The sequence below is a fragment of the Amphritea opalescens genome (assembly GCF_003957515.1).
GTDB lineage: Bacteria > Pseudomonadota > Gammaproteobacteria > Pseudomonadales > Balneatricaceae > Amphritea > Amphritea opalescens.
Map to the genome: position 1 here is coordinate 150,102 of NZ_RQXW01000003.1, position 23,262 is coordinate 173,363.

Below are 23,262 nucleotides of genomic sequence, written 5' to 3' on the forward strand. Positions count from 1 at the left end.
AGAGGTTTTACATGCAGGTTTTATTCCGGCCTTTTCCGATGTCTATTCTCGCATTGCTAATCATCCTGACGGGCTGTAGTGATAATGACGCGGCCGTTTCTGCACCGCAGATCATACGTCCGGCCAAGATATTTGAAGTCGCGAACCCCACTTCATCCGATATTCGCAGCTTTCCCGCAGAAGTCGAGGCGAATGCCGATTCTAAACTAGCCTTTAGAGTCAGCGGGCAGATCTCTGAAGTATTGGTCAGGCCTGGCCATGAGGTGAAAAAAGGGCAAGTACTGGCACGTCTGGACCCGACCGATTATAAGCTCACCTTGGATGACCGCCAGGCGCGTTATGAATTAGCCCATTCACAATTTGAGCGTTCAAAAACCATGCTAGGGCGAAAGCTGATTTCGCAATCTGATTTTGATGAAGCCAGTGCCGAACTAAAAGTGGCGCTAGCGTCTTACAATGTCGCAAAAAAAGAGCTGGACTATACCTACCTGCGAGCACCTTTCAGCGGTACCGTCGCGCGCGTCGATGTTGATACACATGAAAACATTCAGGCAAAGCAAACGATCTTAGTGCTACAAACTAGCGATCAGGTTGATATCACCATCCAGGTGCCTGAAAACATCGCCTCACGTGCTAAAACGAACACCGGTTATCAACCCTCCGTGGTCTTTGATACCCATCCTGACCAGAGCTTTCTGGTCAGCGTCAAAGAGTGGGACACTCAGGCAGACCCGTCGACGCTCACCTATAAAGTCGTGTTCTCCCTACCTACGCCCGAATCATTTACCGTTCTGCCGGGTATGGCCGCCAGCGTCAAAGTGGATCTATCAAAAGTCACCGACCTCAGCAGCACCCGCTTAATGCTCCCCGTTGGCGCCGTGTTTGTTGCGGAGGGTGCACCACTCTCGGATAACACCCGATATATATGGAAGTTTGACCCTGAAACACAGCAGGTTCATCAAGCAACGGTCACTGTTGGCAACATCACCCAAGAGGGCATCGTGATTAACAGCGGTATTGAACCCGGGGACCAGGTGGTCGCGGTCGGCGTCAACTTCCTTTCGGAAGGACAGAAAGTTCGCCCCTGGAACAGAGAAGGCGGCCTGTAAATGAAACTGACGGAATACTCCATCAAACGTCCCGTCACTAGCTGGATGTTTACGCTGCTGCTATTAATTGGCGGCATTATCGCTTACAACGGTTTAGGCCGACTAGAAGACCCCTCTTTCACCATTAAGCAGGCGATGATCACCACCGCCTACCCCGGCGCCTCGCCGACTCAGGTTGAAGAAGAGGTCACCTACCTGCTTGAAAATGCGGTGCAGCAACTGCCCTATGTGGATTATGTCACCTCCATCTCCTCGGCAGGCTTTTCACAGATTATCATCGAGATGAAAAGCACTTACCGGCAGAATGATCTCAAACAGATATGGGATGAGCTGCGGCGTAAGGTGACGGATATAGCAGGACAGCTTCCTCCCGGTGCGGCAACCCCCACCGTTATTGATGAGTTTGGTGATGTCTACGGGGTATTGCTGGCCGTTAATGGTGACGGCTATTCCTACGAAGAACTAAAAGACTATGTCGACTACCTTCGCCGCGAGCTAGTACTCATTGACGGCGTTGGTAAAGTCACCGTTGCAGGGGAACAGCAAGAAGAGGTCGTCGTTGAGATCTCCCGTAATAAGCTCTCGGCCCTCGGCATCCCCGCCAGCCATATTTTTGAGCTATTAGAAACTCAGAATCAGGTCTCCAACGCCGGCAGTATCAAGGTCGACAGCGAGTATATCCGTTTACACCCGACCGGCGAATTCAGTAGCGTCAAAGAACTAGAAGGGCTGTTAGTGTCCAAGTCTGGCACCTCACAACTGGTCTATCTAGGCGATGTTGCCAGCGTCAGTCGCGCCTATGCCGAAGTGCCAAACAATATTATTAATTACAACAATCATGAGGCGCTATTACTGGGTATCTCGTTTAGCACGGGCGTCAATGTCATCGATATCGGCGAAGCGATCAAACAACGCATGACCGAACTGGAATACGTTCGCCCCGTTGGTATAGAGATCAACAGTGTCTACAACCAACCGACCGAAGTCGATAATTCGATGCAGTCATTCATGCTCAGTCTGGTTGAAGCGGTCCTCATTGTTATCGCCGTGCTACTGATATTTATGGGTCTGAAGAGCGGCGTATTGATCGGTTTGATACTACTGTTAACCGTGTTTGGCAGTTTTATCTTTATGAAGATCTTTGATATTGAGCTACAGCGTATTTCGCTGGGGGCCCTGATCATTGCCCTCGGAATGCTCGTTGATAATGCCATCGTCATTACAGAGGGCATCTTAATCGGCCTGAAAAAAGGGCAAACAAAGCTTCAAGCAGCGTTGGAGATCACCCGTCAAACCAACCTCCCCTTATTAGGTGCGACGGTTATTGCGATTACCGCCTTTGCACCCATCGGCCTATCATCCGATGCCTCCGGTGAGTTTGCCGGTAGTCTGTTCTGGGTACTGTTTATATCATTGCTGCTCAGCTGGGTCACCGCGATCACCCTAACGCCCTTTTTCGCCGACCTCATGTTTAAAGAGAGCACCGTTATCCGCGATACCAATGATGCGGATGCCGAGCTATATCATGGGGTGATATTCACCGTCTACAAGGCTATTTTGCACCTCTGTATGCGTTTTCGCGTTGTCACCATCATCATGATGGTCGCCCTATTTGCCATTGCTATTGTTGGCTTTGGCCAGGTAAAACAATCCTTCTTCCCGCCCTCCAATACGCCGATGTTTTATCTGGATTACTGGCGTTATCAAGGATCAGATATTCGTGAAACACAGGCGGATATTAAATCGATTCAACGTTACCTGATGCAACAGGACCTAGTTGAACAGGTCACCAGCACTACCGGGCAAGGGGCTCCACGTTTCATGCTCACTTACGCCCCAGAAAAATCCTATGCGGCATTTGGGCAGGTCATTGTTCGGGTTCAAGATCGAGAATCATTACCCAAGGTAATGGCCGACCTGAGAGACTATATGAACAATCATTACCCTCAGGCGCAGTTTAAAGTCAAACGGATGGAGATCGGGCCATCGACCGATGCCAAAATTGAAGCCCGCTTTAGCGGCCCAGATCCCGATGAATTGCGTCGACTGGCCAGCCAAGCTATCGCCGTCTTGCAGTCAGACCCTGGGGCTCACAATATTCGTCATGACTGGCGGCAACGTAGTAAAGTCATTCGGCCTCAATTTAATGAAGCCATGGCTCGTCGAGTCGGGATCAGTAAACAGGATGTCGATCAGCTATTATTGACCACCTTCTCAGGCCAGCAAGTGGGGCTTTACCGCGAAGGTACTCGACTGTTACCAATCATCGCCCGTGCACCGAAAGATGAACGCCTAACAATCGATAGCTTGCCGGAACTTCAGATCTACAGTTCGGCAACTAACGCCTATGTGCCGATCACTCAAGTCACCAGTGGCTTTAAAACCGATTGGGAAGATTCACTCATTATCAGACGCGACCGAAAACGCACCATTACGGTGATGGCGGATCATGATGTGCTGGGGGATGAAACCGCCGCAACCCTGTTTAACCGTATTAAACCAGAGGTAGAGGCGATCCCACTACCTTCGGGGTATCAGTTGGAATGGGGGGGTGAGGATGAGTCGTCCCGTGATGCGAAAGCAGCTCTCTTTGGTGGGCTACCGCTGGGTTACCTCTGCATGTTCATCATTACGGTGCTGCTGTTTAACTCGGTTAGAGCCCCTCTGGTGATCTGGGCCACCGTCCCTCTCGCCTTAATCGGGGTATCCTTCGGTTTGCTCGTCATGGGCGCGCCATTCAGCTTTATGGCGCTTCTAGGGCTATTGAGTCTGTCGGGGATGTTGATTAAGAACGGTATCGTACTGGTGGATCAGATCAACCTAGAGCTTTCTCTGGGTAAAGACCCCTATCTAGCGGTCTTTCATTCAGCGATCAGCCGGGTGCGCCCTGTGGCAATGGCCGCCATCACCACTATTTTAGGGATGATCCCTCTATTGTTTGATGCTTTCTTTCAATCAATGGCGGTCACCATCATGTTTGGTCTAGGCTTTGCCACCATTCTGACGCTCATCGTGGTGCCGGTACTCTATACCATCTTCTACCGTATACCCCGTCCTACTCACAACAAGGTATAACGTAAAAAGCCGATAACGACATTGTCGTTATCGGCTTTTTATCTCAAACCTACTCACATCTCTAAACCTGACACGCAAAATCCGTATCTTTGTCGCGACGTGGTTATTCGATAGCCACCAGCAACTCATGGCCCACCACTTCATCAATCACGTTATACGGGATGCGATACTCTTTTTCTTCAAACTTTACGACCGCATAGTCATAGCACATCTTTAGAATGATGCAGTTAGCAACAGTGTCACCTTTAGCGACCCGGATTATATTTCGATTATGAAGAAGCATTCCAACAGCCTTTAAAATAGATTAACTGAGCCTACTGATTAGACTTGATTCTACCACCCTCTTTTCGCTAACCCTACCGGCTATACAACATAAAAGCCCTACGCGATGGCTATAATCAGCGTTAAATGTTGGTGTTACGCCACTCAAACACACGCTATCGAACAGCATAAAAGCCTACTTCAGCAAGGAACCTAACGAAGATGACGGCAACTCGGCCAACGGCATCTGACGGTATTTTTTCAGCAGTATTTTCTTCGCTTTTTGCTCTGGCGCCAACACGACCCGCTCAACGAGGTTAAGATAACGATCGACCATTTTAAGCCGCCCCTCTTGCCGCACCTTATCATTGCGAGCGGTTTCCAAAAATAGCTGAGCTAAGTTCAGAACCGCTGAATGGTTATTGAAATCAAAATCAACCGCCGCACCAAAGGACTTGATCGCCAAACCGACCTTACCCGACAAGTAATGTTTAATACCTAACCGATTGGCCTTATCACTCATATCCGGATTGATCTGTTTGACATAAACCTCTTTATTGTCCGGCACCACTGCTGTTTTTTCCAATACCGGTAGGGCTTCGCCCGACATCACCAACAGCTCACGACCAATATCAACGGGCGTATCTAGCTCTCGATTAATCAGTTTTGCATCCCGTAGAAAACGTTCTTTCTCTTTCTCATCCCCGAGATCTTCCGCCAGTTGACTACGGATAAGAAAGGCTCTTACTTCAGCATTACGATCCGATGAAAACTGTTGGCGGGCATTAATCAATAACCCATCAATCTCACGTTCAATCTGCTCACGGGCGTTATCATCACTGCTCTTCACCTCCATACGTCGCAGGTTAGCCAACTTTAGGTAAGGCTCCGCAGAGCGGTAGCAACTGTTTTTACCTAGTGAGATAGAGCGTCGATAAGCTCCCTTCGCCAGATCCATCTCTTGGGTCTGAATAGCAACACGCCCGAGTTCCATCTGTCGCGGAATACCCAGCGGGGCACGGATTGTCGCTTCCTTTAGGGTTTCGCGGGCTTGCACTAGATCGCCCATTTTTTCATGCACTTCAGCGAGCAGGTCATACGCGGCAATTAATAACGGATTATCGTTAATCAGTTCCTGTAATAACTGTTCTGCCGCGGTCAGATCATCCAAACCACAATATGCCTTACAGAGGTACAGCCCCGCTTCTTTATCCCGAGACTCCCAATAAATACTATCAAATAGCTCGCGAGCCTTTTCATACTCCCCGAGGTCAAGCAGTAGGGTGCCGCGTACTTTTTGTAGATGGTTATATTCGGGGTGTTGACGATCGATTAACGCTTCACAAATTTGCAACGCCTGATAGCGCGCACCGGATTCAATCGCCAGATCAACAGGGCGCAAGGCTTGCTTACGGCGCATAATATGATCGAGCCGAAATTTAAGTTCTTCGATAGAGAATGGTTTGGTAATCAGATCATCGGGCTGGCTATCAATGGCGTGCAGTATCACTTCCTGCGATGAATCGCTGGTCATGCATACCCATGCAGCACTGGGCTTGATAAAGCCTCTAAAGCGAGCTTCTTCAAGAATCTGGATGCCGGTGACACTGTCGCTGGCATTATGACCTAACAGAATGACATCAAAGTCATTTTGCGCAATCAGCGGTATAACTTTGTCATTGATGGTCACCGCTTTAACATTGCTGATACCCAGCTCACGCAGCATATAGTAGATCGTTGCGCGCATATTACCGCTGCTGTCGATTAACAGGACATGCTTGTCCGAATAATCGATTCGAGTATCAGTTGAGTTATTACGCACAGAGGCCACGGTTTACCTTGTTTAAAACTTAATTCAACCAAGTATAAGAGGCATGCCGTCAGGGAGGAAGGAAAAACGTACCAAAACGAGATCTAGTTTTTACTAGACTTTTTACTAGACAAAAAAAAGCACCGGTGTAGGGTGAAACACTCGGTGCTAAATACAGTTCTATGCTGTGGAGGTCATCATATCCATTTACCAGCAAAGCGTTACTGACCCAGATCAACGGCAACCTTGGTTCAGCATTTATTACCTACAACTTTTGACTAAGCGCCGCCACAATGTTATTCCAGTAAACTAACTATAAATAAAAGAATCTGATCTGCTATGACTACCGCATTTATTACTCATCATGACCAAGGTCTGCACAATATGGGGCCGGAACACCCAGATAGCCCTATTCGCCTCTTAGCGATCCAGAAAGTTTTGCAGAAAACGGGATTGATTGAGCATCTTAAACAGATGGAGTCGGTTCATGTAACCCCTGAGCAGATTCAGTTGGCCCACGCCAACCTGCACCAAAAACGACTGGAGATGAAGGTCCCCGAAGAAGGCGTCTTTTATGCAGACGAAGATACCGCGCTCTGCCCGGACTCCCTGCATGCGGCTAGCCTAGCCGCTGGATCAGCCATTCTCGCCACCAATCAAGTGCTATCAGAAAAAGTCGACAATGCATTTTGTTCCGTCCGGCCTCCCGGCCACCACGCAGAACATAATGCGGCGATGGGGTTTTGCTTTTTTAACAACGTGGCGATCGGCGCCATGCATGCACTGTTGCAACCTAATGTTAACCGCGTAGCGATTGTTGATTTTGATGTTCACCACTGCAACGGCACGGTAGATATCTTCAAAGATAAACCCGAAGTGTTGGTCTGCTCAACGTTCCAACACCCCTACTACCCAGAACGATATGCCAATATTCAACGGGACAATATCATCAACTGCCCTATTGAAGCCCATACTCGGGCATCAATCTTCCGCGAAAAATTAGAGAAATATTGGCTGCCTGCCATTCAACAGCATAAACCCGACATTCTGTTTATTTCCGCCGGCTTCGACGCCCATCATGAAGATCCAATGGGTGATTTGAATCTGACCGAAGAGGATTACCGCTGGGCCACTCAACTATTAGCCGATGCTGCTAGAACCACCTGTGGCGGCCGTATCGTCTCGGTACTGGAAGGCGGGTACAATCCCGTATCTCTCGCGTTTAGCGTACAGGCGCACTTAGAGGTCCTTGCAGGGTATTAAATGCTACCATGACTGATTCATGGCTTTTAAAATACGTTTTTCTCTTTCTGAAACATAAAAAAACCGCCCGAAGGCGGTTTTTTTTTGTAGCTGTAGGGATTAGCCCACAAACTTAATCATAACACCCGCAGCCACTGCTGAACCGATAACACCGGCAACGTTAGGCCCCATGGCATGCATCAGCAGGAAGTTTTGCGAATTCGCTTCAAGTCCCAACTTATTCGATACCCGAGCAGCCATCGGTACGGCGGATACACCCGCAGAGCCGATCAATGGGTTGATGGAATTACCACCGGCCATCTTGTTCATCACCTTGGCCATCAACACACCACAGGCAGTACCGATCCCGAAGGCGATCACACCCAGTAGCAGAATACCCAGTGTCTGCAGATCAAGGAATTTGTCAGCAGACAACTTAGAACCCACCGACAGACCCAAGAAGATAGTCACGATGTTGATCAATGCGTTCTGAGCAGTATCGCTCAAACGATCAACCACACCACACTCACGCATCAGGTTACCGAAGCAGAACATACCTAACAGTGGCGCAGCATCCGGTAGCAACAGGGCAACCAGAATCAGCAACACGATAGGGAACATGATCTTTTCAGCTTTAGAGATATGGCGTAACTGCACCATCGCAATTTTACGTTCAGCTTCCGTCGTCAGCGCACGCATAATCGGCGGCTGAATCATAGGCACTAATGCCATATACGAATAGGCTGCTACCGCAATCGCACCCAACAGATCCGGTGCCAGCAATGAGGCCACATAGATCGCTGTCGGGCCATCCGCACCACCGATAATACCGATGGCGGCTGCATCCTGAATTGTAAAGTCCATAATCCCTAAGGTCGTCAATGACACCGCACCGATCACAGTCGCAAAGATACCAAACTGCGCCGCAGCCCCGAGGAATAATGTTTTAGGATTCGCCAGTAACGGACCAAAATCGGTCATCGCCCCAACACCCATAAAGATCAGCAGAGGCGCCGCCCCTGAAGCAATCGCAACGGTATAGAAGTTATACAACATACCGTTATTAAAGCCGTGATCGTTTGCCGCATAAACCGCTGCGGTATGGGTTGCCGCGTCTGCCGCATGATAGGCGTGCGTCACGACTGCCGGATCAGCGCTGTTAATATTCAATGCAGCAGACAATGTCTGAAGCATTTCTGGGCCACCCAGATGGATCGCATTTTCAACAGCAGACATCGCCAAACCCGCTTCCGGGATATTGGCCATAATGCCGCCGAAGCCGATTGGCACTAACAACAAAGGCTCAAAGTTCTTACGAATAGCAAGAAACAGAAGCAGGAGCCCAATCAGAATCATAAAGACCTGACCCGGCGTCACATTATATATCCCTGACGCGAGCCAGAGATCCAGTAGCTTATCCATTCAGAACCGCCCTTATACTAGCGTCAGCAGACTGTCACCAACCTGTACAGTGTCGCCTTCTTTAACATCGATAGTCGAAACAGAACCGGCACGTGCCGCACGAATCTCTGTTTCCATCTTCATCGCTTCCAGAATGACCAGAACATCACCTTCTTGAACTGTCTGACCTGGAGAAACAATCACCTTCCAGATATTACCCGCCAACGGAGCCGGTACAGATTCAGCAGGGCCCGCAGCCGGTACGGCAGCAGCAGGTGCAGCGGCCGGCGCAGCAGCAGTGATATCACCACCCTCTGAAACCTGAACAACGTAGTTCTGACCGTTAACATTAATGGTGTAAGTCTGTGGACCAGTATTCTTAGGTGCAGCCATTGCTAGGGCGTCCTCTAATGTAGGTGCGGGTTCAAATGCGTCAGGGTTGCCGCGATTTTGAAGGAATTTTAGACCAATTTGTGGGAACAGTGCGTATGTCAGAACGTCGTCAATCTCGTTCTCACCGACCGCTAGGCTGATGCCTTTCTCAGTCGCCAACGCTTGCAGTTCAGTGACCAGCTTATCCATTTCGGATTCAAGCAGATCCGCCGGACGACAGGTGATCGCTTCACCACCATCAAGCACCCGAGCCTGCAGTTCGGTATTGTAAGGTGCTGGCGCTGCGCCGTATTCACCCTTCAGGATACCCTGAACTTCTTTCGAAATGGTTTTATAACGCTCGCCCATCAGGACGTTGATCACCGCTTGAGTACCCACAATCTGTGATGTCGGAGTAACCAATGGAATCAAACCGAGATCTTCACGAACCCGAGGAATCTCAGCCAGCACTTCATCAAACTTGTCAGAAGCACCTTGTTCACGCAGCTGGCTTTCCATATTGGTCAACATGCCACCCGGCACCTGAGCGACCAGAATACGGGAATCAGTACCGCGTAAAGAACCTTCAAATTTCGCGTATTTCTTCCGCACTTCACGGAAGTAAGCCGCGATCTCTTCCAGTTGTAACAGATCAAGACCCGTATCACGATCAGTTCCAGCCAGCGCTGCAACCACAGATTCAGTCGCCGTATGACCATAAGTCATCGACATAGAAGAGATAGCCGTATCAACACGGTCGATACCGGCTTCAACTGCTTTCAGAATCGTCATATCAGACAGACCGGAAGTCGCATGTGCATGCAACTGTACTTCGAGATCGGTTTGAGCTTTTAAGCGAGACACGAGATCAAAGGCATCATAAGGTGTCAGAATACCGGACATATCCTTAATCGCGATCGATTCAGCACCCATATCTTCCAGCGTTTTCGCGTACTCAACCCACATATCAATGGTATGAACAACACTCTTGGTATAAGAGATAGTGCCCTGAGCGTGCTTGCCACTTTGCTTAACCGCTTTAATCGCCGTTTCTAAGTTACGCGGGTCATTCATCGCATCGAAGATACGGAAGACATCAACACCGTTAGTCGCAGCACGTTCAACAAACTTGCTCACAACATCGTCAGCGTAGTGACGGTAACCTAAAAGGTTCTGTCCACGTAGCAGCATCTGCTGCTGTGTATTAGGCATCGCTTTTTTCAATTCGCGAATACGATCCCAAGGATCTTCGCCAATATAACGAATACAGGAATCAAACGTCGCTCCGCCCCAGCTTTCTAGGGACCAGAAACCAACTTTATCTAGTTTCTCAGCGATTGGCAGCATGTCGTCAATGCGCATGCGGGTAGCAAACAGAGACTGATGCGCGTCCCGAAGTACTACATCGGTAATGCCAAGAGGTTTTTTATCAGACATGGGTATAGGCCTTTTGTCGATTAATGCTCTTTAAATACATATATGGTTTTGGCTGCAACTCAGTGCTTACGGAACTGATGTACAGCGGCGGTCATAACGGCAACCAACTCATCATTTCCTGGCGAGGCGGCTGCTGCAACAGCGGGTTGTGGTTTTGCGGGCTGAGGTTTCGCCTCAGGCGCAAACTTGGTTACCAGCTTCGACATAAAGCCTGTTGCAAAAACCAACAGGGTCAGGAATACGAATACGAATCCCATACCAAAGACCATCAAACTCAGGCCTTCTGACATTAGATTATCCATCTAACGGGTGCTCCTTATTTTGTACGAAACCCATATGTCCGTTGCCGGCTTGTGGCCGCGTCTCCTCCTCGGAGTGAAGGATCCGGTTGCAACAGAACAGATGAACAGTTAATAAACGGCCAACAATTAAACCTGAATTATGCCTTTCAGGCAACTACTTAGAAGGTAAACAGCCGATAAAAAGTGTGGCCAACGTCTGTAAATAAACTACAAAAAACGTCTAAAATACGTCAATCGACCTACTTAGCCATTCTGCCACCAAACCCGTTTTAATCCTCTGGACGATAGACTTTAACGTTCAAATAACCCTTATCCTGTAGGTTCTGGGCATGCATCTGACTCATGACCCCTTTATCACAATACAAAAGGTATTCATGGCTAGAATCGAGATCTTGGAATTTTGTTTCAAGATCAAAGAAGGGAATAATCAGCACTTCAGCCTTGGGCATATTCAGCGGTTTACGCTCCTGCTCGCGACTATGACGAATATCGATAATTTTCTGATGCTCACCCACCCGGGTCAACGCTTCGATCGTTGTATGCACATTGATGTCTTCGACAATTTTATCGATCGCGATCACCTGAGTATTTTCCAGCGCCTGAGCCAACACATCATAATCGAAGTTAGCCTCTTCCTCTTCAACACGCTCTAACTTCGCATTCGTGGTCGGGCGGTCGGAAATAACACCGCAATACTCGGGAATATTCTTAGCGAAATCATACGCCCCGATGGTTTTGGTAATATCAATGATATCCTGTTTATCCATAGTAACGAGCGGTCGTACCACTAGCTTACTGGTTACCGAATCAATCACCTGAAGGTTAACCAAGGTCTGGCTCGAAACCTGCGCAATACTCTCACCTGTCACCAATGCAGGTAATTTCATTTTATCCGCAACTTTTTCCGCCGCACGCATCATCATACGCTTCAAAACCACCCCCATATGGGTGTGATGAACGTTCTGTAGAATTTCACCTACAACCTCATCAAACGGTACGGAAATAAACTTAACCCGTGAAGCGCTGCCATACTTCTGCCACAGATACAGTGCGATCTGCTTCACTCCCATCTCATGGGCACGCCCACCTAGATTAAAAAAGAGAAAGTGAGTTTTACTACCTCGACGCATCGTCATATAGCTGGCAACCACCGAGTCAAAACCACCGGATATCAGAGAGACTACATCTTCCTGAGTGCCTAGCGGATAACCACCAAGCCCCTTGTGCTGATGGGAGATCAAAAATAGGTGTTCATCACGAATCTCAAGTTTAACCGTCACCTCGGGATTGTGCAGATCCACCCCTTTGGTATCACAATGTTGCAGTAGGCCACCGCCGATATAGCGCTCTAGGTCTACCGATTTAAACTCATGCTTACCGCCCCGCTTGATCCGCACGACAAAGGTTTTGCCCTGTAACTGGTCAGCATAGACCTCTTTAGTAATTTGAAAAACGTCTTCAAAGCTCCCCAAAGGATACTGGTCAACTTCAAGAATATGCTGAATACCCGGCGTACAGGTCATCAAATCGATCGCCTGCTCCCTTAGCTCAACATCCGCTGACGGCAATTCAACCTCAACTCGATCCCATAACCCCCGCACCTTAATATCGTTATCAATGCGCTTCAATGTCACTTGCAGGTTAGATTGCAGACGTTGAATAAAGCGCTTACGCACAGGTTTGCTCTTAATCGTAATTTCAGGGAAGAGTTTGACAATAAATTTCATGATTTACATCTGCGCAGGGTTAAAAGGGCGGCCATTATACATTGCTAACAGAAGGGGACAAAATTCATACAGCCCGCACAGAGCCCAATAGACAAAAAGAGTGATAATCATGCGCGACGCTTAACAATATCAACGACAGCCTTGTTCACCATAAACATCAAAAGAGCCTTGTCGATAAATGACTGACGACTAAGCGTAACGATAGGTGAGCATAATGGCGTTAATAAAATCAGAAATGAAAAAAGATCGATATAATTTAAAAAGCTAAAGATATATTCGACATTCAGATAAGCAGATAAAACATTGAAGGGAATTTATGAGGATTTATAACATAGACAATCATATTAGCTGGTGCGCCCGGCACGATTCGAACGTGCGACCGCCTGGTTCGTAGCCAGGTACTCTATCCAGCTGAGCTACGGGCGCGTACAGGTAATATTTTAAAGCAGATGAAACAATCAAACAGTTGGAACAATTAAGCAGTTGAAGCTTTCACATTTATTTAGGTGGTGCGCCCGGCACGATTCGAACGTGCGACCGCCTGGTTCGTAGCCAGGTACTCTATCCAGCTGAGCTACGGGCGCTTACCTAAAAATGTTGTGCATCCATTTATTTACCATTCTTTAGAGATTATAAATAATCTTTTCAAGAAGTGGTGCGCCCGGCACGATTCGAACGTGCGACCGCCTGGTTCGTAGCCAGGTACTCTATCCAGCTGAGCTACGGGCGCTAAATGGCGGTGAGAGAGGGATTCGAACCCTCGATAGAGTTTCCCCTATACGCCCTTAGCAGGGGCGCGCCTTCAGCCACTCGGCCATCTCACCTTGACAACGGCGCGTATAATACAAGATTGATTTTCAAAAGAAAAGTCCTAATCTTGTAAAAGCGCAATTATTCGCTTTCTTGCTCTTTCTCCTTCTGAATACGCTGATAGATCTCTTCACGATGCACAGAAATATCTTTAGGCGCGTTAACACCAATGCGTACCTGATTCCCTTTAACACCTAAAACAGTCACGGTAACGTCGTCACCGACCATCAAGGTTTCACCAACACGGCGAGTAAGTATAAGCATAGAAAAATCTCCTTATTTAACAGACAAGTACTACAGACCTGACCTCTCCTGTTTGCATTATTGCAAAACAATGGGCTGCCGCAGGGTGACCTTGCGTTAAACATTATATTTGTTCAACAGTAGCCTAACTATAGACCACTGTTGGTAAGTTTATTCGCTAACTGTATCAGCTGCGTCTAGATCGAAAGCAGAATGCAAACCACGCACCGCTAATTCCAGATACTTTTCAGCAATGACCACAGAAACCTTAATCTCAGATGTTGATATCATCTGAATATTGATATTGTCACCCGCGAGCGTATCGAACATCTTACTGGCAACACCTGAATGAGAACGCATACCCACGCCAACAATAGACACCTTAGCGATCTTATTGTTCCCGCTGATCTCCCGCGCGCCCAACTCCTCCTGCACCTGCTGAAGAACCTCCTGCGCAGCAGCAAAGTCATTACGATGGACCGTAAATGTAAAGTCAGTTGTATTATCCGCCGCCACATTCTGAAGAATCATATCGACTTCAATATTCGCCCGACTAATAGGCCCCAGAATACGAGAAGCAACACCTGGAATATCTGGCACGCCCAGAACTGTCAGCTTCGCTTCATCGCGGTTAAATGCAATACCTGAGATGACCGGTTTTTCCACTGTATTGTCTTCCTCTGTTGTTATAAGCGTACCTGGACCCTCCTTAACACTATGTAGAACCCGGAGAGGCACATTATATTTACCTGCAAACTCGACCGAACGAATCTGCAAGACCTTCGAACCAAGACTGGCCATTTCCAGCATCTCTTCGAAGGTAATCTTATCCATACGTCGCGCACCCTCTACGACCCGAGGATCAGTAGTGTATACGCCATCGACGTCAGTATAGATCTGGCATTCGTCAGCTTTTAGTGCCGCCGCTAAGGCAACACCAGTCGTGTCCGAACCACCACGACCTAACGTCGTGATATTGCCGTCGGGATCGACTCCCTGAAAACCAGCCACCACAACGACGCGGCCCTGCTGTAAATCAGTACGAATCGAATCGACTTCAATGTTCTGAATCCGTGCCTTCATATGCACATCATCAGTTAAAATTTTAACCTGACCACCGGTATAAGAGCGAGCACTCACACCACGGGCTTCAAGCGCCATACACAGCAGCGCGATGGTAACCTGCTCACCCGTAGAGACCAGCACATCCATCTCACGAGGACTCGGCTTTTCTTGCATCTCTTTGGCTAGACCGATCAGGCGGTTTGTTTCACCACTCATGGCTGAAACCACCACCACAATATCATGCCCAGCTTCACGGAACCCTTTAACTTTATCGGCTACACCCTGAATACGATCAACGGTACCAACCGAGGTTCCTCCATACTTCTGTACATATAGGGCCATGCTTATCTGTTCCCTTTATCAGCCTCACGGCTGTCATAATTACAAATTTTGTTCGACTAACTGCTGTACAGTCGCCAACACCGCTGGCAGAGCTTCAGTATCGGTTCCGCCTCCCTGAGCAAAATCAGGACGACCACCACCTTTACCGCCCAATGCGGCTGTCAGGTTGCGCACAAGATCACCGGCTTTAACCTGCCCGGTCAGATCTTTTGTCACACCCGCAGCCAAACTAACCTTGCCATCGGCAATCGTTGCCAACACCACAACACCACTTCCCAGTTTATTCTTTAACTGGTCAATCGTGTCGCGCAATGCTTTGGGATCGACACCCTCTAGCTGCTCAGCCAACACTTTAATGCCTTTCACTTCAACAGCATTGCCCAACAAGTCTGCACCTTTCGCGGCAGCCAACTGGGTTTTCATCTGCTCAAGCTCTTTTTCGAGCTGACGACTCTTATCCGCCTGTTCTTGAAGTTTGGCTTCGAGCTGCGCTGCAGACTGATCAATATAAGCAAGCGCTTTAGCACCGGTCACCGCTTCAATACGGCGAACACCCGCTGCAATACCACCCTCCGAAATAATCTTCAGCAGTGCGATATCACCGGTACGGCTCGCGTGGGTTCCACCACATAGTTCGACAGAAAAACCATCGCCCATGGTCAACACCCTAACGGTCTCTTCATATTTCTCACCGAAGAGGGCAGCAGCGCCGGTTTGTTTCGCCGTTTCAAGGTCCATGATATCGGTTTGAACCAGGGTATTCAGACGGATTTGGGCATTACAGATCTGCTCGATTTGCTTCAACTCTTCCGGTTTAACCGCCTCAAAATGAGAGAAGTCAAAACGTAACCGATCAGCATCGCAGAGTGAACCTTTCTGCTGTACATGCTCACCTAATACCTGACGCAATGCTTCATGCAGTATATGGGTAGCCGAATGATTGACCGCCGTTGCCCGACGTCTCGCTTCATCTACTTGAGGCGCAACCGTATCACCCACCTGCAGACTACCACTCACCAATACACCGTGGTGCAGATGGTTTTTAGATTCTTTAGTACAGTCTTCGACTTTAAACTCAACACCCGCAGCCGTAAGCACACCGGTATCGCCCACCTGTCCACCAGACTCGCCATAGAAAGGTGTCTGATCCAGCACGACCATACCCTGATCGCCCGCATTTAATTGCGCCACTGGCTCACCATCACTAAACAGCGCAACCACGGTGGCAGAGCCATCTAGCTGGTTGTAACCGGTAAACTCCGTCTGACCTTCAAGCTGTAAGGTATCGTTATAATCAACGTTGAACTTACCCGCCGCGCGAGCACGGTTACGCTGATCTTCCATCGCTTGATCAAAACCATCCATATCGACAGTCAATTCATGCTCACGGGCGACATCGGCCGTCAAATCGACAGGGAAACCATAGGTATCATATAACTTAAAGACGGTCTCGCCCGGAATCTCGGTACCTTTCAGGTCAGCAATAACCTCTTCCAGCAAGCGCAATCCATGATCCAGCGTTTTGGCGAACTGCTCTTCCTCTTTTAACAGGATACGTTCAACCTGAGCCTGCTTCTCTTTGAGCTCAGGATAAGCATCGCCCATCTCTGCCGTTAATGCCGCCACCAGCGTATTAAAGAACGCGCCGGTTGCCCCCAGCTTATTACCATGGCGCACCGCACGGCGGATAATCCGGCGCAATACATAACCGGCACCCTCATTAGAGGGAATAACATCATCGCAGATCAAGAAAGCACAGCTACGAATATGATCCGCAATCACTCGCAAAGACTGGTTATCTGTCTCTTGGCAACCGACGGCAACCGAAGCGGCTTTCAGCAAGTTTTGAAATAGGTCTATTTCATAGTTAGAGTGAACGCCTTGCAGAACAGCTGCGATACGCTCAAGGCCCATACCGGTGTCGACGGAAGGCTTAGGCAGCGGTGCCATCACGCCATCGGCGGAACGATTGAACTGCATGAAGACGAGGTTCCAGATCTCGATATAACGATCGCCATCTTCTTCAGGGCTACCTGGAGGGCCACCCCAAACATCTGCACCGTGATCATAAAAGATTTCACTCGATGGACCACAAGGGCCTGTATCACCCATCGACCAAAAGTTATCTTCGTCCAACTTTGAAAAACGCTCTGGATCGATACCCATCTCGTCTTTCCAGATCTTTTCCGCTTCATCATCCGAGATATGTACAGTAACCCAAAGCTTCTCTTTCGGCAGTTCCAGAATCTCGGTCAAAAAATGCCAAGCAAAACGGATCGCCTCACGCTTGAAGTAATCACCAAAACTAAAATTACCCAGCATTTCAAAAAAAGTATGGTGACGCGCCGTATAACCCACATTATCTAGGTCATTGTGCTTACCGCCGGCCCGCACGCAACGTTGACTGGTCGTAGCTCGGCTATATGGGCGCTTATCGCTACCGAGAAAAACATCTTTAAACTGCACCATACCCGCATTGGTGAACATCAGGGTTGGGTCATTCGCTGGAATCAGTGAACTACTTTCAACAATTTCATGCCCCTGAGACTGGAAATATTCCAGAAAGGCCTGACGCAGTTCAGCACTTTTCATCTTTTTCATCGCTTTAATCGCTCGCAATACCTAACCGTTACATCACTGTTTCCGATACAAAACATAAACTTAGAAACAGACGTGAAAATCATTACAAAAATGGCGAAGTAGTATATAACGAGACGTTTAATTCTACGAATATTTTTATTTCGGGAGGTTTTTCTAGACGGAGGGTTTGAGCTGATTTTTAGATCTAAAAACGGAGTTACTCATGTTCAGAAGCGGCTTCGATGGCATAATTAATCTGCGCCGCATTGAAGCCCCGCTGTGACATAAAGCGCATTCGTTTACCCTTCTCTTTATAGTCAGCTGCATCTAAGACGGTCCGGTATTTACGGGCATATAGGTCCGCAGCCAGCTCGAACCAGTCAATATCAGCTTCTTCAAAGGCGCTAGCAATTAATTCACTATCGATCCCTTTACGCTGCAACTCGAAACGGATCTTGATCAACCCCTGCCCTTGCCCCACCCGCATACGTATAAAACTTTCGGTGAAGCGCTGATCTGATTGATATCCCTTGGATTCAAGCTCATCCAGCACTGAGTCAAGATCCACCGCTTCACAACGCGCTGACAACTTATCCCGCAACTCTTTACGGGAATGCTCTCGTCGAGCCAACAAACCAATGGCCGCACTTTTTGCCTCAGCTTGAGTTTCGAATACTCTCATCTTTCCACCTCAGACAAATTAACCAGAACACACAAAAAAGGAGCCATAGGGCTCCTTATTTCAAACATTACTCAAACGATTATAGATCGAGTTGAGGCTCAGCTTCTTTTTTTTCATCTTTCGCTTTCGCGACAGGCGCGACCAATAGCTTTTCACGAATCGCTGTTTCTACTTCTACAGCGATTTCTGGATGCTCTTCGAGGTATTTAGCCGCGTTTGCCTTGCCCTGACCAATCTTAGTGCCTTGATATGCATACCAAGCACCGGATTTATCGACGAAACCATGCTTAACACCCAAATCTATCACTTCACCCATATGGTAGATGCCGCGGCCATACATGATTTGGAACTCAGCTTCACGGAACGGCGGAGATACCTTGTTCTTAACAACCTTAACCCGTGTTTCGTTACCGACGATCTCATCACCCTGCTTCACCGCACCGATACGACGGATATCCAAGCGAACAGAGGCATAAAATTTAAGCGCATTACCACCGGTTGTCGTTTCTGGCGAGCCAAACATAACACCGATTTTCATTCGGATCTGGTTAATGAAAATTACCAGTGTATTGGCATTCTTCACATTACCCGTCAATTTACGCAATGCCTGAGACATCAAACGCGCTTGCAGACCCATGTGAGAGTCGCCCATCTCGCCCTCAATTTCGGCCTTAGGTGTCAAGGCAGCAACCGAGTCGATAACCAAAACATCAACCGCGTTAGAACGGACTAACATATCGGTAATTTCTAAGGCTTGCTCACCGGTATCGGGCTGAGAGACCAACATTTCATCGACATTAACGCCGAGCTTTTCAGCATAGCCCGGATCGAGTGCATGTTCTGCATCAACAAACGCACAGGTTTTACCCATTTTCTGCGCTTCAGCAATTACCTGTAGCGTTAAGGTAGTCTTACCTGATGACTCAGGCCCGTAGATTTCAACAATACGACCGGTTGGCAAACCACCTATTCCTAGAGCAATATCCAACCCTAAAGAACCTGTCGAGATGGCAGGAATCGCTTCCCGGGGATGATCTCCCATCTTCATGACGGCACCTTTACCAAATTGACGTTCAATCTGACTCAGGGCAGCATCGAGTGCTTTCTGTCTGTTTGCATCCATTGTAATGACCTATCTCTGCAGCGCAGTTAAAATACTGTATGTTTGACCAGCATTATTAACATAGCCGCTTCTGTTTGCAAGGAAAAAATATGTTTTTTTATACAGTGCTTTTACTTAATTGTTTTATAAGCCCTTTTAAGGCTTCATTCACAGCCGACAAACGAACCGCCTGCCGATCACCGTCAAACTGAAAACAACGAGCCTCTGTTGCTTGCCCTTCAAAAGCCCACCCCATCCAGACAGTTCCTACCGGTTTTTCTGGCGTTCCGCCCCCGGGACCAGCGACTCCACTGATCGACACACTCAGATCGGCCAAACTATGCTTAACGGCACCCTCAGCCATGGCAGCCACAACCGCTTCACTGACCGCACCATCACTCACAAACAACTCTTTCGGCACGCCCAGCATCTGAGTCTTCGCTTCATTACTATAGGTCACAAAACCACACTCAAACCAGTTTGAGCTACCGGCTAAAGCAGTGATTTCCTGCGCCACCCAACCTCCGGTACAGGACTCCGCCGTCGCAATTCTGACTCGATGATCCTGTGCCAACGTTGCTAACTGCACCACCAACGCCTCGGTTTCCATTTAGCCTCCTATCCTATAGTAATCACTCTCTACAATAATCCACATGAGTAAGCGACTAATAGGGTGGAGCAATCGCTTTCTAAAAACCACTTATCGACTGACACGCCCATTAATGAATATCATCAGCACTCATGAAACTGCAACAAAGAATATCACTGCTAAAGTCCCCATGCATTAATCGACCGGTTTTCATTATAGACGAACTCATAAAGGATATATCCACACCTAAAACCCAATTAAAACAAGACAACTTGCCCTCAAGAAGCAGTGTACAGAAACAGATAAACTCCAGCATCAAACTCTATCCGTATTGATGGGTAATTTTGCTACACTATGCGCTCTTTCAATGGGCGAACTGTTTACCCTGTATAAACGTTAGCGACACCCAGTACCACATAAGCAAATATACAGAGAAGCAGACGGTATAATTAGGCCAGCAGACCCCATAACACACTGTTTTATATAGATGTCACTAGAATTTAAATGATAAAAAAAATCGTTACCGCCAAAGCAGCTAAACCCGAACATACGCCAATGATGCAGCAATACCTTAAAATTAAGGCGGAGCATCCTGATCAACTGGTGTTCTATCGCATGGGTGACTTTTATGAGCTGTTCTTTGACGACGCCAAGAAAGCATCACAACTGCTCGACATTTCCCTTACCGCTCGTGGTAAATCAGCCGGTGATCCTATCCCAATGGCGGGTATTCCATACCATTCCGCCGATGGCTATATCGCTAAAATTGTTCGTGCCGGAGAATCCGTCGCTATCTGTGAGCAGGTCGGCGATCCCGCTACTAGCAAAGGGCCCGTCGAACGCAAGGTCATGCGTATTGTCACACCGGGCACACTCAGTGACGAAGCTCTGCTTGATGAACGACGCGACAGCCTGCTGATTGCCGTCAATACCGATCTACAACGCTACGGCATTGCCATTGTCGATATCAGCACCGGTCGCTTTAGCTTGCTGGAAATTAACGATGAAGATGCTCTTCACGGTGAACTCGAACGGATCAAACCGGCTGAAATACTCTTTAATGACGGCCACAATCTCGCTGAATGCCTCAAAGGCTATACCGGACTACGCCCTCAAGCCCCGTGGAATTTTGAACGGGAAACCGCCGAGCGACTACTCTGCCAACAGTTTCAGACTAAAGATCTCAGCGGCTTTGGCTGCGATCACTTACCTGTTGCACTTGGCGCCGCAGGCTGTCTGCTGCAATATGCTAAAGACACTCAACGTACCGCGCTACCCCATATCCGCCGCCTCATCCTCGAACAGCGCGATGAGAGTGTCATTCTTGATGCGGCCACCCGTAAGAACTTAGAGATAGATCAAAACCTTGCCGGCGGGCGGGAAAACACCCTTGCGTCGGTGATTGATAAGACGGCGACGGCAATGGGTAGCCGGATGCTACATCGCTGGCTTAACCGCCCTCTACGCTGTCGTAACACCCTGCAATCACGACAAGCAGCGCTACAATGGCTGATCAGCGATTATCATTTTGAACAGATATCCCCTGCACTGAAGCAGATCGGTGACATTGAACGGGTGCTGGCACGGGTGGCGTTACGCTCTGCACGGCCCCGCGATCTTGAAAGACTAAAGAACGCCTTTCAGGTATTACCAGAGATACAGGACCACCTAGCGCCCACCCAACCCCCTCGACTCAAAGCGCTTGCGGAAACCATTAGCACCTTCCCTGAGCTCAGCGAGCTTTTAAATAAAGCCGTGATTGAAAACCCGCCAGTCGTGATCCGTGATGGTGGTGTTATTGCTACCGGCTATGATGCCGAACTGGATGAACTCCGCGGTCTGAGTGAAAACGCGGGGGACTACTTGGTTCAACTTGAAACCCGTGAACGGGAACGTACCGGCATCAGCACTCTAAAAGTGGGGTACAACCGCGTACATGGCTACTTTATTGAGATAGGTAAAGCGCAGAAAGCCGATGTGCCTGCGGATTATATTCGTCGTCAAACACTCAAAAACGCCGAACGCTATATCACCCCAGAGCTAAAAACCTTTGAAGATAAGGCTTTAAGCGCTAAAAGCCGCGCCCTAAGCCGAGAAAAATCACTTTATGAAGCGCTCATAGAAACCCTAGCCGAACCTCTCGCTGAACTTCAAGATAGTGCCGCCGCGCTCGCTGAGCTCGATGTATTGTGTAACCTCGCCGAACGCGCAGACAGCCTCGATTACGTCGCCCCTACCCTGACCGATGAGCCGCAAATTCAGGTTACTGGCGGCCGCCATCCCGTGGTCGAAGATGTACTCGACGATCCTTTTGTTGCCAATAACCTAAGCCTCTCCCCTGAGCGGCAAATGCTGATTATTACCGGCCCAAACATGGGTGGTAAATCCACCTATATGCGCCAAGCAGCTCTCATCACACTATTGGCTCACATTGGCAGCTATGTCCCAGCACAGTCAGCGACTATCGGTTTAGTTGACCGTATTTTTACGCGTATGGGGTCTTCGGACGATCTAGCCGGTGGCCGTTCAACCTTTATGGTTGAGATGACGGAAACCGCCAACATTCTGCATAATGCCACGGAGCGCAGTTTAGTGCTCATGGATGAAGTTGGGCGCGGCACCAGCACCTTCGACGGGCTATCACTGGCTTGGTCTGCTGCGGAATATCTAGCCAACGAGGTCAAAGCCATGACCCTGTTTGCGACCCACTACTTTGAATTAACGGTGCTGCCAGAGCTCTGCCAAGGGGTTTTTAATGTTCACCTAACAGCGATGGAGCATCAAGATCATATCGTCTTTATGCATGAGGTTCAGGAGGGCCCTGCCAGTCAGAGCTACGGCTTACAGGTCGCACAACTGGCGGGCGTTCCCGCAAATGTTATTAGTCGTGCTCGCCAAAAGCTCATTCAACTGGAGGAAGATACCGGACAAACCGAACAACGCCGCCAGCCGCCACCGGTACAAGATGATCTATTTGTCGCGCCCCGCCCTCATCCAGCTCTGACGCAACTGAAGGCACTGGAACCGGACAACCTGACACCACGACAAGCACTCGATCTTCTCTATGTGCTCAAAAAAGAGGCTGATCGAAGCTAAAGCAAAAAGGGCACTCT

Annotated in this window: 16 protein-coding genes and 4 tRNA genes; 4 read left to right on the forward strand and 16 right to left on the reverse strand. The window is 48.6% G+C overall.

What is annotated here, in order from left to right; all coding sequences use genetic code 11:
• The first annotated feature begins 38 nt into the window (after nt 1-38).
• Both EH243_RS04610 and EH243_RS04615 read left to right on the forward strand, forming a co-directional pair.
• Nucleotides 39-1,109, forward strand: a complete 1,071-nt coding sequence (locus EH243_RS04610; RefSeq protein WP_164549050.1) for an efflux RND transporter periplasmic adaptor subunit — start codon at nt 39-41, stop codon at nt 1,107-1,109.
• Complete coding sequence (locus EH243_RS04615; protein WP_126157477.1) at nt 1,110-4,184, forward strand: efflux RND transporter permease subunit; 3,075 nt, start codon at nt 1,110-1,112, stop codon at nt 4,182-4,184.
• Nucleotides 4,185-4,287: 103 nt separating this feature from the next.
• Here EH243_RS04615 and EH243_RS04620 read toward each other — a convergent pair whose 3' ends face one another.
• Nucleotides 4,288-4,467 (reverse strand): hypothetical protein, encoded by a 180-nt coding sequence (locus EH243_RS04620; RefSeq protein WP_126157478.1) that lies wholly within the window; start codon nt 4,465-4,467, stop codon nt 4,288-4,290.
• 174 nt (nt 4,468-4,641) lie between these two features.
• Nucleotides 4,642-6,267 (reverse strand): response regulator, encoded by a 1,626-nt coding sequence (locus EH243_RS04625; protein WP_241234992.1) that lies wholly within the window; start codon nt 6,265-6,267, stop codon nt 4,642-4,644.
• A gap of 327 nt (nt 6,268-6,594) precedes the next feature.
• Between EH243_RS04625 and EH243_RS04630 the strand changes: the two genes are divergently transcribed.
• Nucleotides 6,595-7,518, forward strand: a complete 924-nt coding sequence (locus EH243_RS04630) for a histone deacetylase family protein (protein WP_126157480.1) — start codon at nt 6,595-6,597, stop codon at nt 7,516-7,518.
• Nucleotides 7,519-7,617: 99 nt separating this feature from the next.
• On the opposite strand, the gene EH243_RS04635 is transcribed toward EH243_RS04630, so the two are convergent.
• The 14 genes from EH243_RS04635 to EH243_RS04700 all read right to left on the reverse strand — a co-directional run bounded on the left by EH243_RS04635 (nt 7,618) and on the right by EH243_RS04700 (nt 20,170).
• Nucleotides 7,618-8,919: a sodium ion-translocating decarboxylase subunit beta gene (locus tag EH243_RS04635; RefSeq protein WP_126157481.1), complete on the reverse strand. Its 1,302-nt coding sequence runs from the start codon at nt 8,917-8,919 to the stop codon at nt 7,618-7,620.
• A 12-nt stretch (nt 8,920-8,931) separates the two neighbouring features.
• Complete coding sequence (gene oadA / locus EH243_RS04640; RefSeq protein ID WP_126157482.1) at nt 8,932-10,707, reverse strand: sodium-extruding oxaloacetate decarboxylase subunit alpha; 1,776 nt, start codon at nt 10,705-10,707, stop codon at nt 8,932-8,934.
• A 59-nt stretch (nt 10,708-10,766) separates the two neighbouring features.
• Entirely contained in the window at nt 10,767-11,009 is a 243-nt protein-coding gene (locus EH243_RS04645; RefSeq protein WP_126157483.1) for an OadG family protein, read from the reverse strand.
• A gap of 269 nt (nt 11,010-11,278) precedes the next feature.
• Entirely contained in the window at nt 11,279-12,736 is a 1,458-nt protein-coding gene (thiI, locus tag EH243_RS04650) for a tRNA uracil 4-sulfurtransferase ThiI (RefSeq protein ID WP_126157484.1), read from the reverse strand.
• 349 nt (nt 12,737-13,085) lie between these two features.
• Nucleotides 13,086-13,162, reverse strand: a tRNA-Arg gene (locus tag EH243_RS04655).
• An 81-nt stretch (nt 13,163-13,243) separates the two neighbouring features.
• A tRNA-Arg gene (locus tag EH243_RS04660) sits at nt 13,244-13,320 on the reverse strand.
• A gap of 69 nt (nt 13,321-13,389) precedes the next feature.
• Nucleotides 13,390-13,466 (reverse strand) — tRNA-Arg (locus EH243_RS04665).
• 4 nt (nt 13,467-13,470) lie between these two features.
• Nucleotides 13,471-13,560 (reverse strand) — tRNA-Ser (locus EH243_RS04670).
• Nucleotides 13,561-13,627: 67 nt separating this feature from the next.
• Complete coding sequence (gene csrA / locus EH243_RS04675; protein WP_126157485.1) at nt 13,628-13,810, reverse strand: carbon storage regulator CsrA; 183 nt, start codon at nt 13,808-13,810, stop codon at nt 13,628-13,630.
• A gap of 150 nt (nt 13,811-13,960) precedes the next feature.
• The gene (locus tag EH243_RS04680) at nt 13,961-15,196 is read right to left on the reverse strand and encodes an aspartate kinase (protein ID WP_126157486.1); all 1,236 of its coding nucleotides are present in this window, start codon (nt 15,194-15,196) and stop codon (nt 13,961-13,963) included.
• Between the two features lie 39 nt (nt 15,197-15,235).
• The gene (gene alaS, locus EH243_RS04685) at nt 15,236-17,788 is read right to left on the reverse strand and encodes an alanine--tRNA ligase (protein WP_126157615.1); all 2,553 of its coding nucleotides are present in this window, start codon (nt 17,786-17,788) and stop codon (nt 15,236-15,238) included.
• Between the two features lie 205 nt (nt 17,789-17,993).
• A complete protein-coding gene (locus EH243_RS04690; RefSeq protein WP_126157487.1) occupies nt 17,994-18,458 on the reverse strand; it encodes a regulatory protein RecX in 465 nt (154 codons plus the stop codon).
• A gap of 79 nt (nt 18,459-18,537) precedes the next feature.
• On the reverse strand, nt 18,538-19,581 hold the full coding sequence (gene recA, locus EH243_RS04695; protein ID WP_126157488.1) for a recombinase RecA: 1,044 nt from the start codon (nt 19,579-19,581) through the stop codon (nt 18,538-18,540).
• Between the two features lie 97 nt (nt 19,582-19,678).
• Entirely contained in the window at nt 19,679-20,170 is a 492-nt protein-coding gene (locus EH243_RS04700; protein ID WP_126157489.1) for a CinA family protein, read from the reverse strand.
• 483 nt (nt 20,171-20,653) lie between these two features.
• On the opposite strand from EH243_RS04700, the gene mutS reads away from it, so the two are divergent.
• Nucleotides 20,654-23,245 (forward strand): DNA mismatch repair protein MutS, encoded by a 2,592-nt coding sequence (mutS, locus tag EH243_RS04705; RefSeq protein ID WP_206441514.1) that lies wholly within the window; start codon nt 20,654-20,656, stop codon nt 23,243-23,245.
• Nucleotides 23,246-23,262: the final 17 nt, after the last annotated feature.

Excerpts from the sequence above, each read along its gene's own strand:
- EH243_RS04610 (WP_164549050.1), top strand. The coding sequence starts at position 39 with ATGTCTATTCTCGCATTGCTAATCATCCTGACGGGCTGTAGTGATAAT.
- EH243_RS04615 (WP_126157477.1), top strand. The coding sequence starts at position 1,110 with ATGAAACTGACGGAATACTCCATCAAACGTCCCGTCACTAGCTGGATG.
- EH243_RS04620 (WP_126157478.1), bottom strand. The coding sequence starts at position 4,467 with ATGCTTCTTCATAATCGAAATATAATCCGGGTCGCTAAAGGTGACACT.
- EH243_RS04630 (WP_126157480.1), top strand. The coding sequence starts at position 6,595 with ATGACTACCGCATTTATTACTCATCATGACCAAGGTCTGCACAATATG.
- EH243_RS04635 (WP_126157481.1), bottom strand. The coding sequence starts at position 8,919 with ATGGATAAGCTACTGGATCTCTGGCTCGCGTCAGGGATATATAATGTG.
- oadA (WP_126157482.1), bottom strand. The coding sequence starts at position 10,707 with ATGTCTGATAAAAAACCTCTTGGCATTACCGATGTAGTACTTCGGGAC.
- EH243_RS04645 (WP_126157483.1), bottom strand. The coding sequence starts at position 11,009 with ATGGATAATCTAATGTCAGAAGGCCTGAGTTTGATGGTCTTTGGTATG.
- thiI (WP_126157484.1), bottom strand. The coding sequence starts at position 12,736 with ATGAAATTTATTGTCAAACTCTTCCCTGAAATTACGATTAAGAGCAAA.
- csrA (WP_126157485.1), bottom strand. The coding sequence starts at position 13,810 with ATGCTTATACTTACTCGCCGTGTTGGTGAAACCTTGATGGTCGGTGAC.
- EH243_RS04680 (WP_126157486.1), bottom strand. The coding sequence starts at position 15,196 with ATGGCCCTATATGTACAGAAGTATGGAGGAACCTCGGTTGGTACCGTT.
- alaS (WP_126157615.1), bottom strand. The coding sequence starts at position 17,788 with ATGAAAAGTGCTGAACTGCGTCAGGCCTTTCTGGAATATTTCCAGTCT.
- EH243_RS04690 (WP_126157487.1), bottom strand. The coding sequence starts at position 18,458 with ATGAGAGTATTCGAAACTCAAGCTGAGGCAAAAAGTGCGGCCATTGGT.
- recA (WP_126157488.1), bottom strand. The coding sequence starts at position 19,581 with ATGGATGCAAACAGACAGAAAGCACTCGATGCTGCCCTGAGTCAGATT.
- EH243_RS04700 (WP_126157489.1), bottom strand. The coding sequence starts at position 20,170 with ATGGAAACCGAGGCGTTGGTGGTGCAGTTAGCAACGTTGGCACAGGAT.
- mutS (WP_206441514.1), top strand. The coding sequence starts at position 20,654 with ATGATAAAAAAAATCGTTACCGCCAAAGCAGCTAAACCCGAACATACG.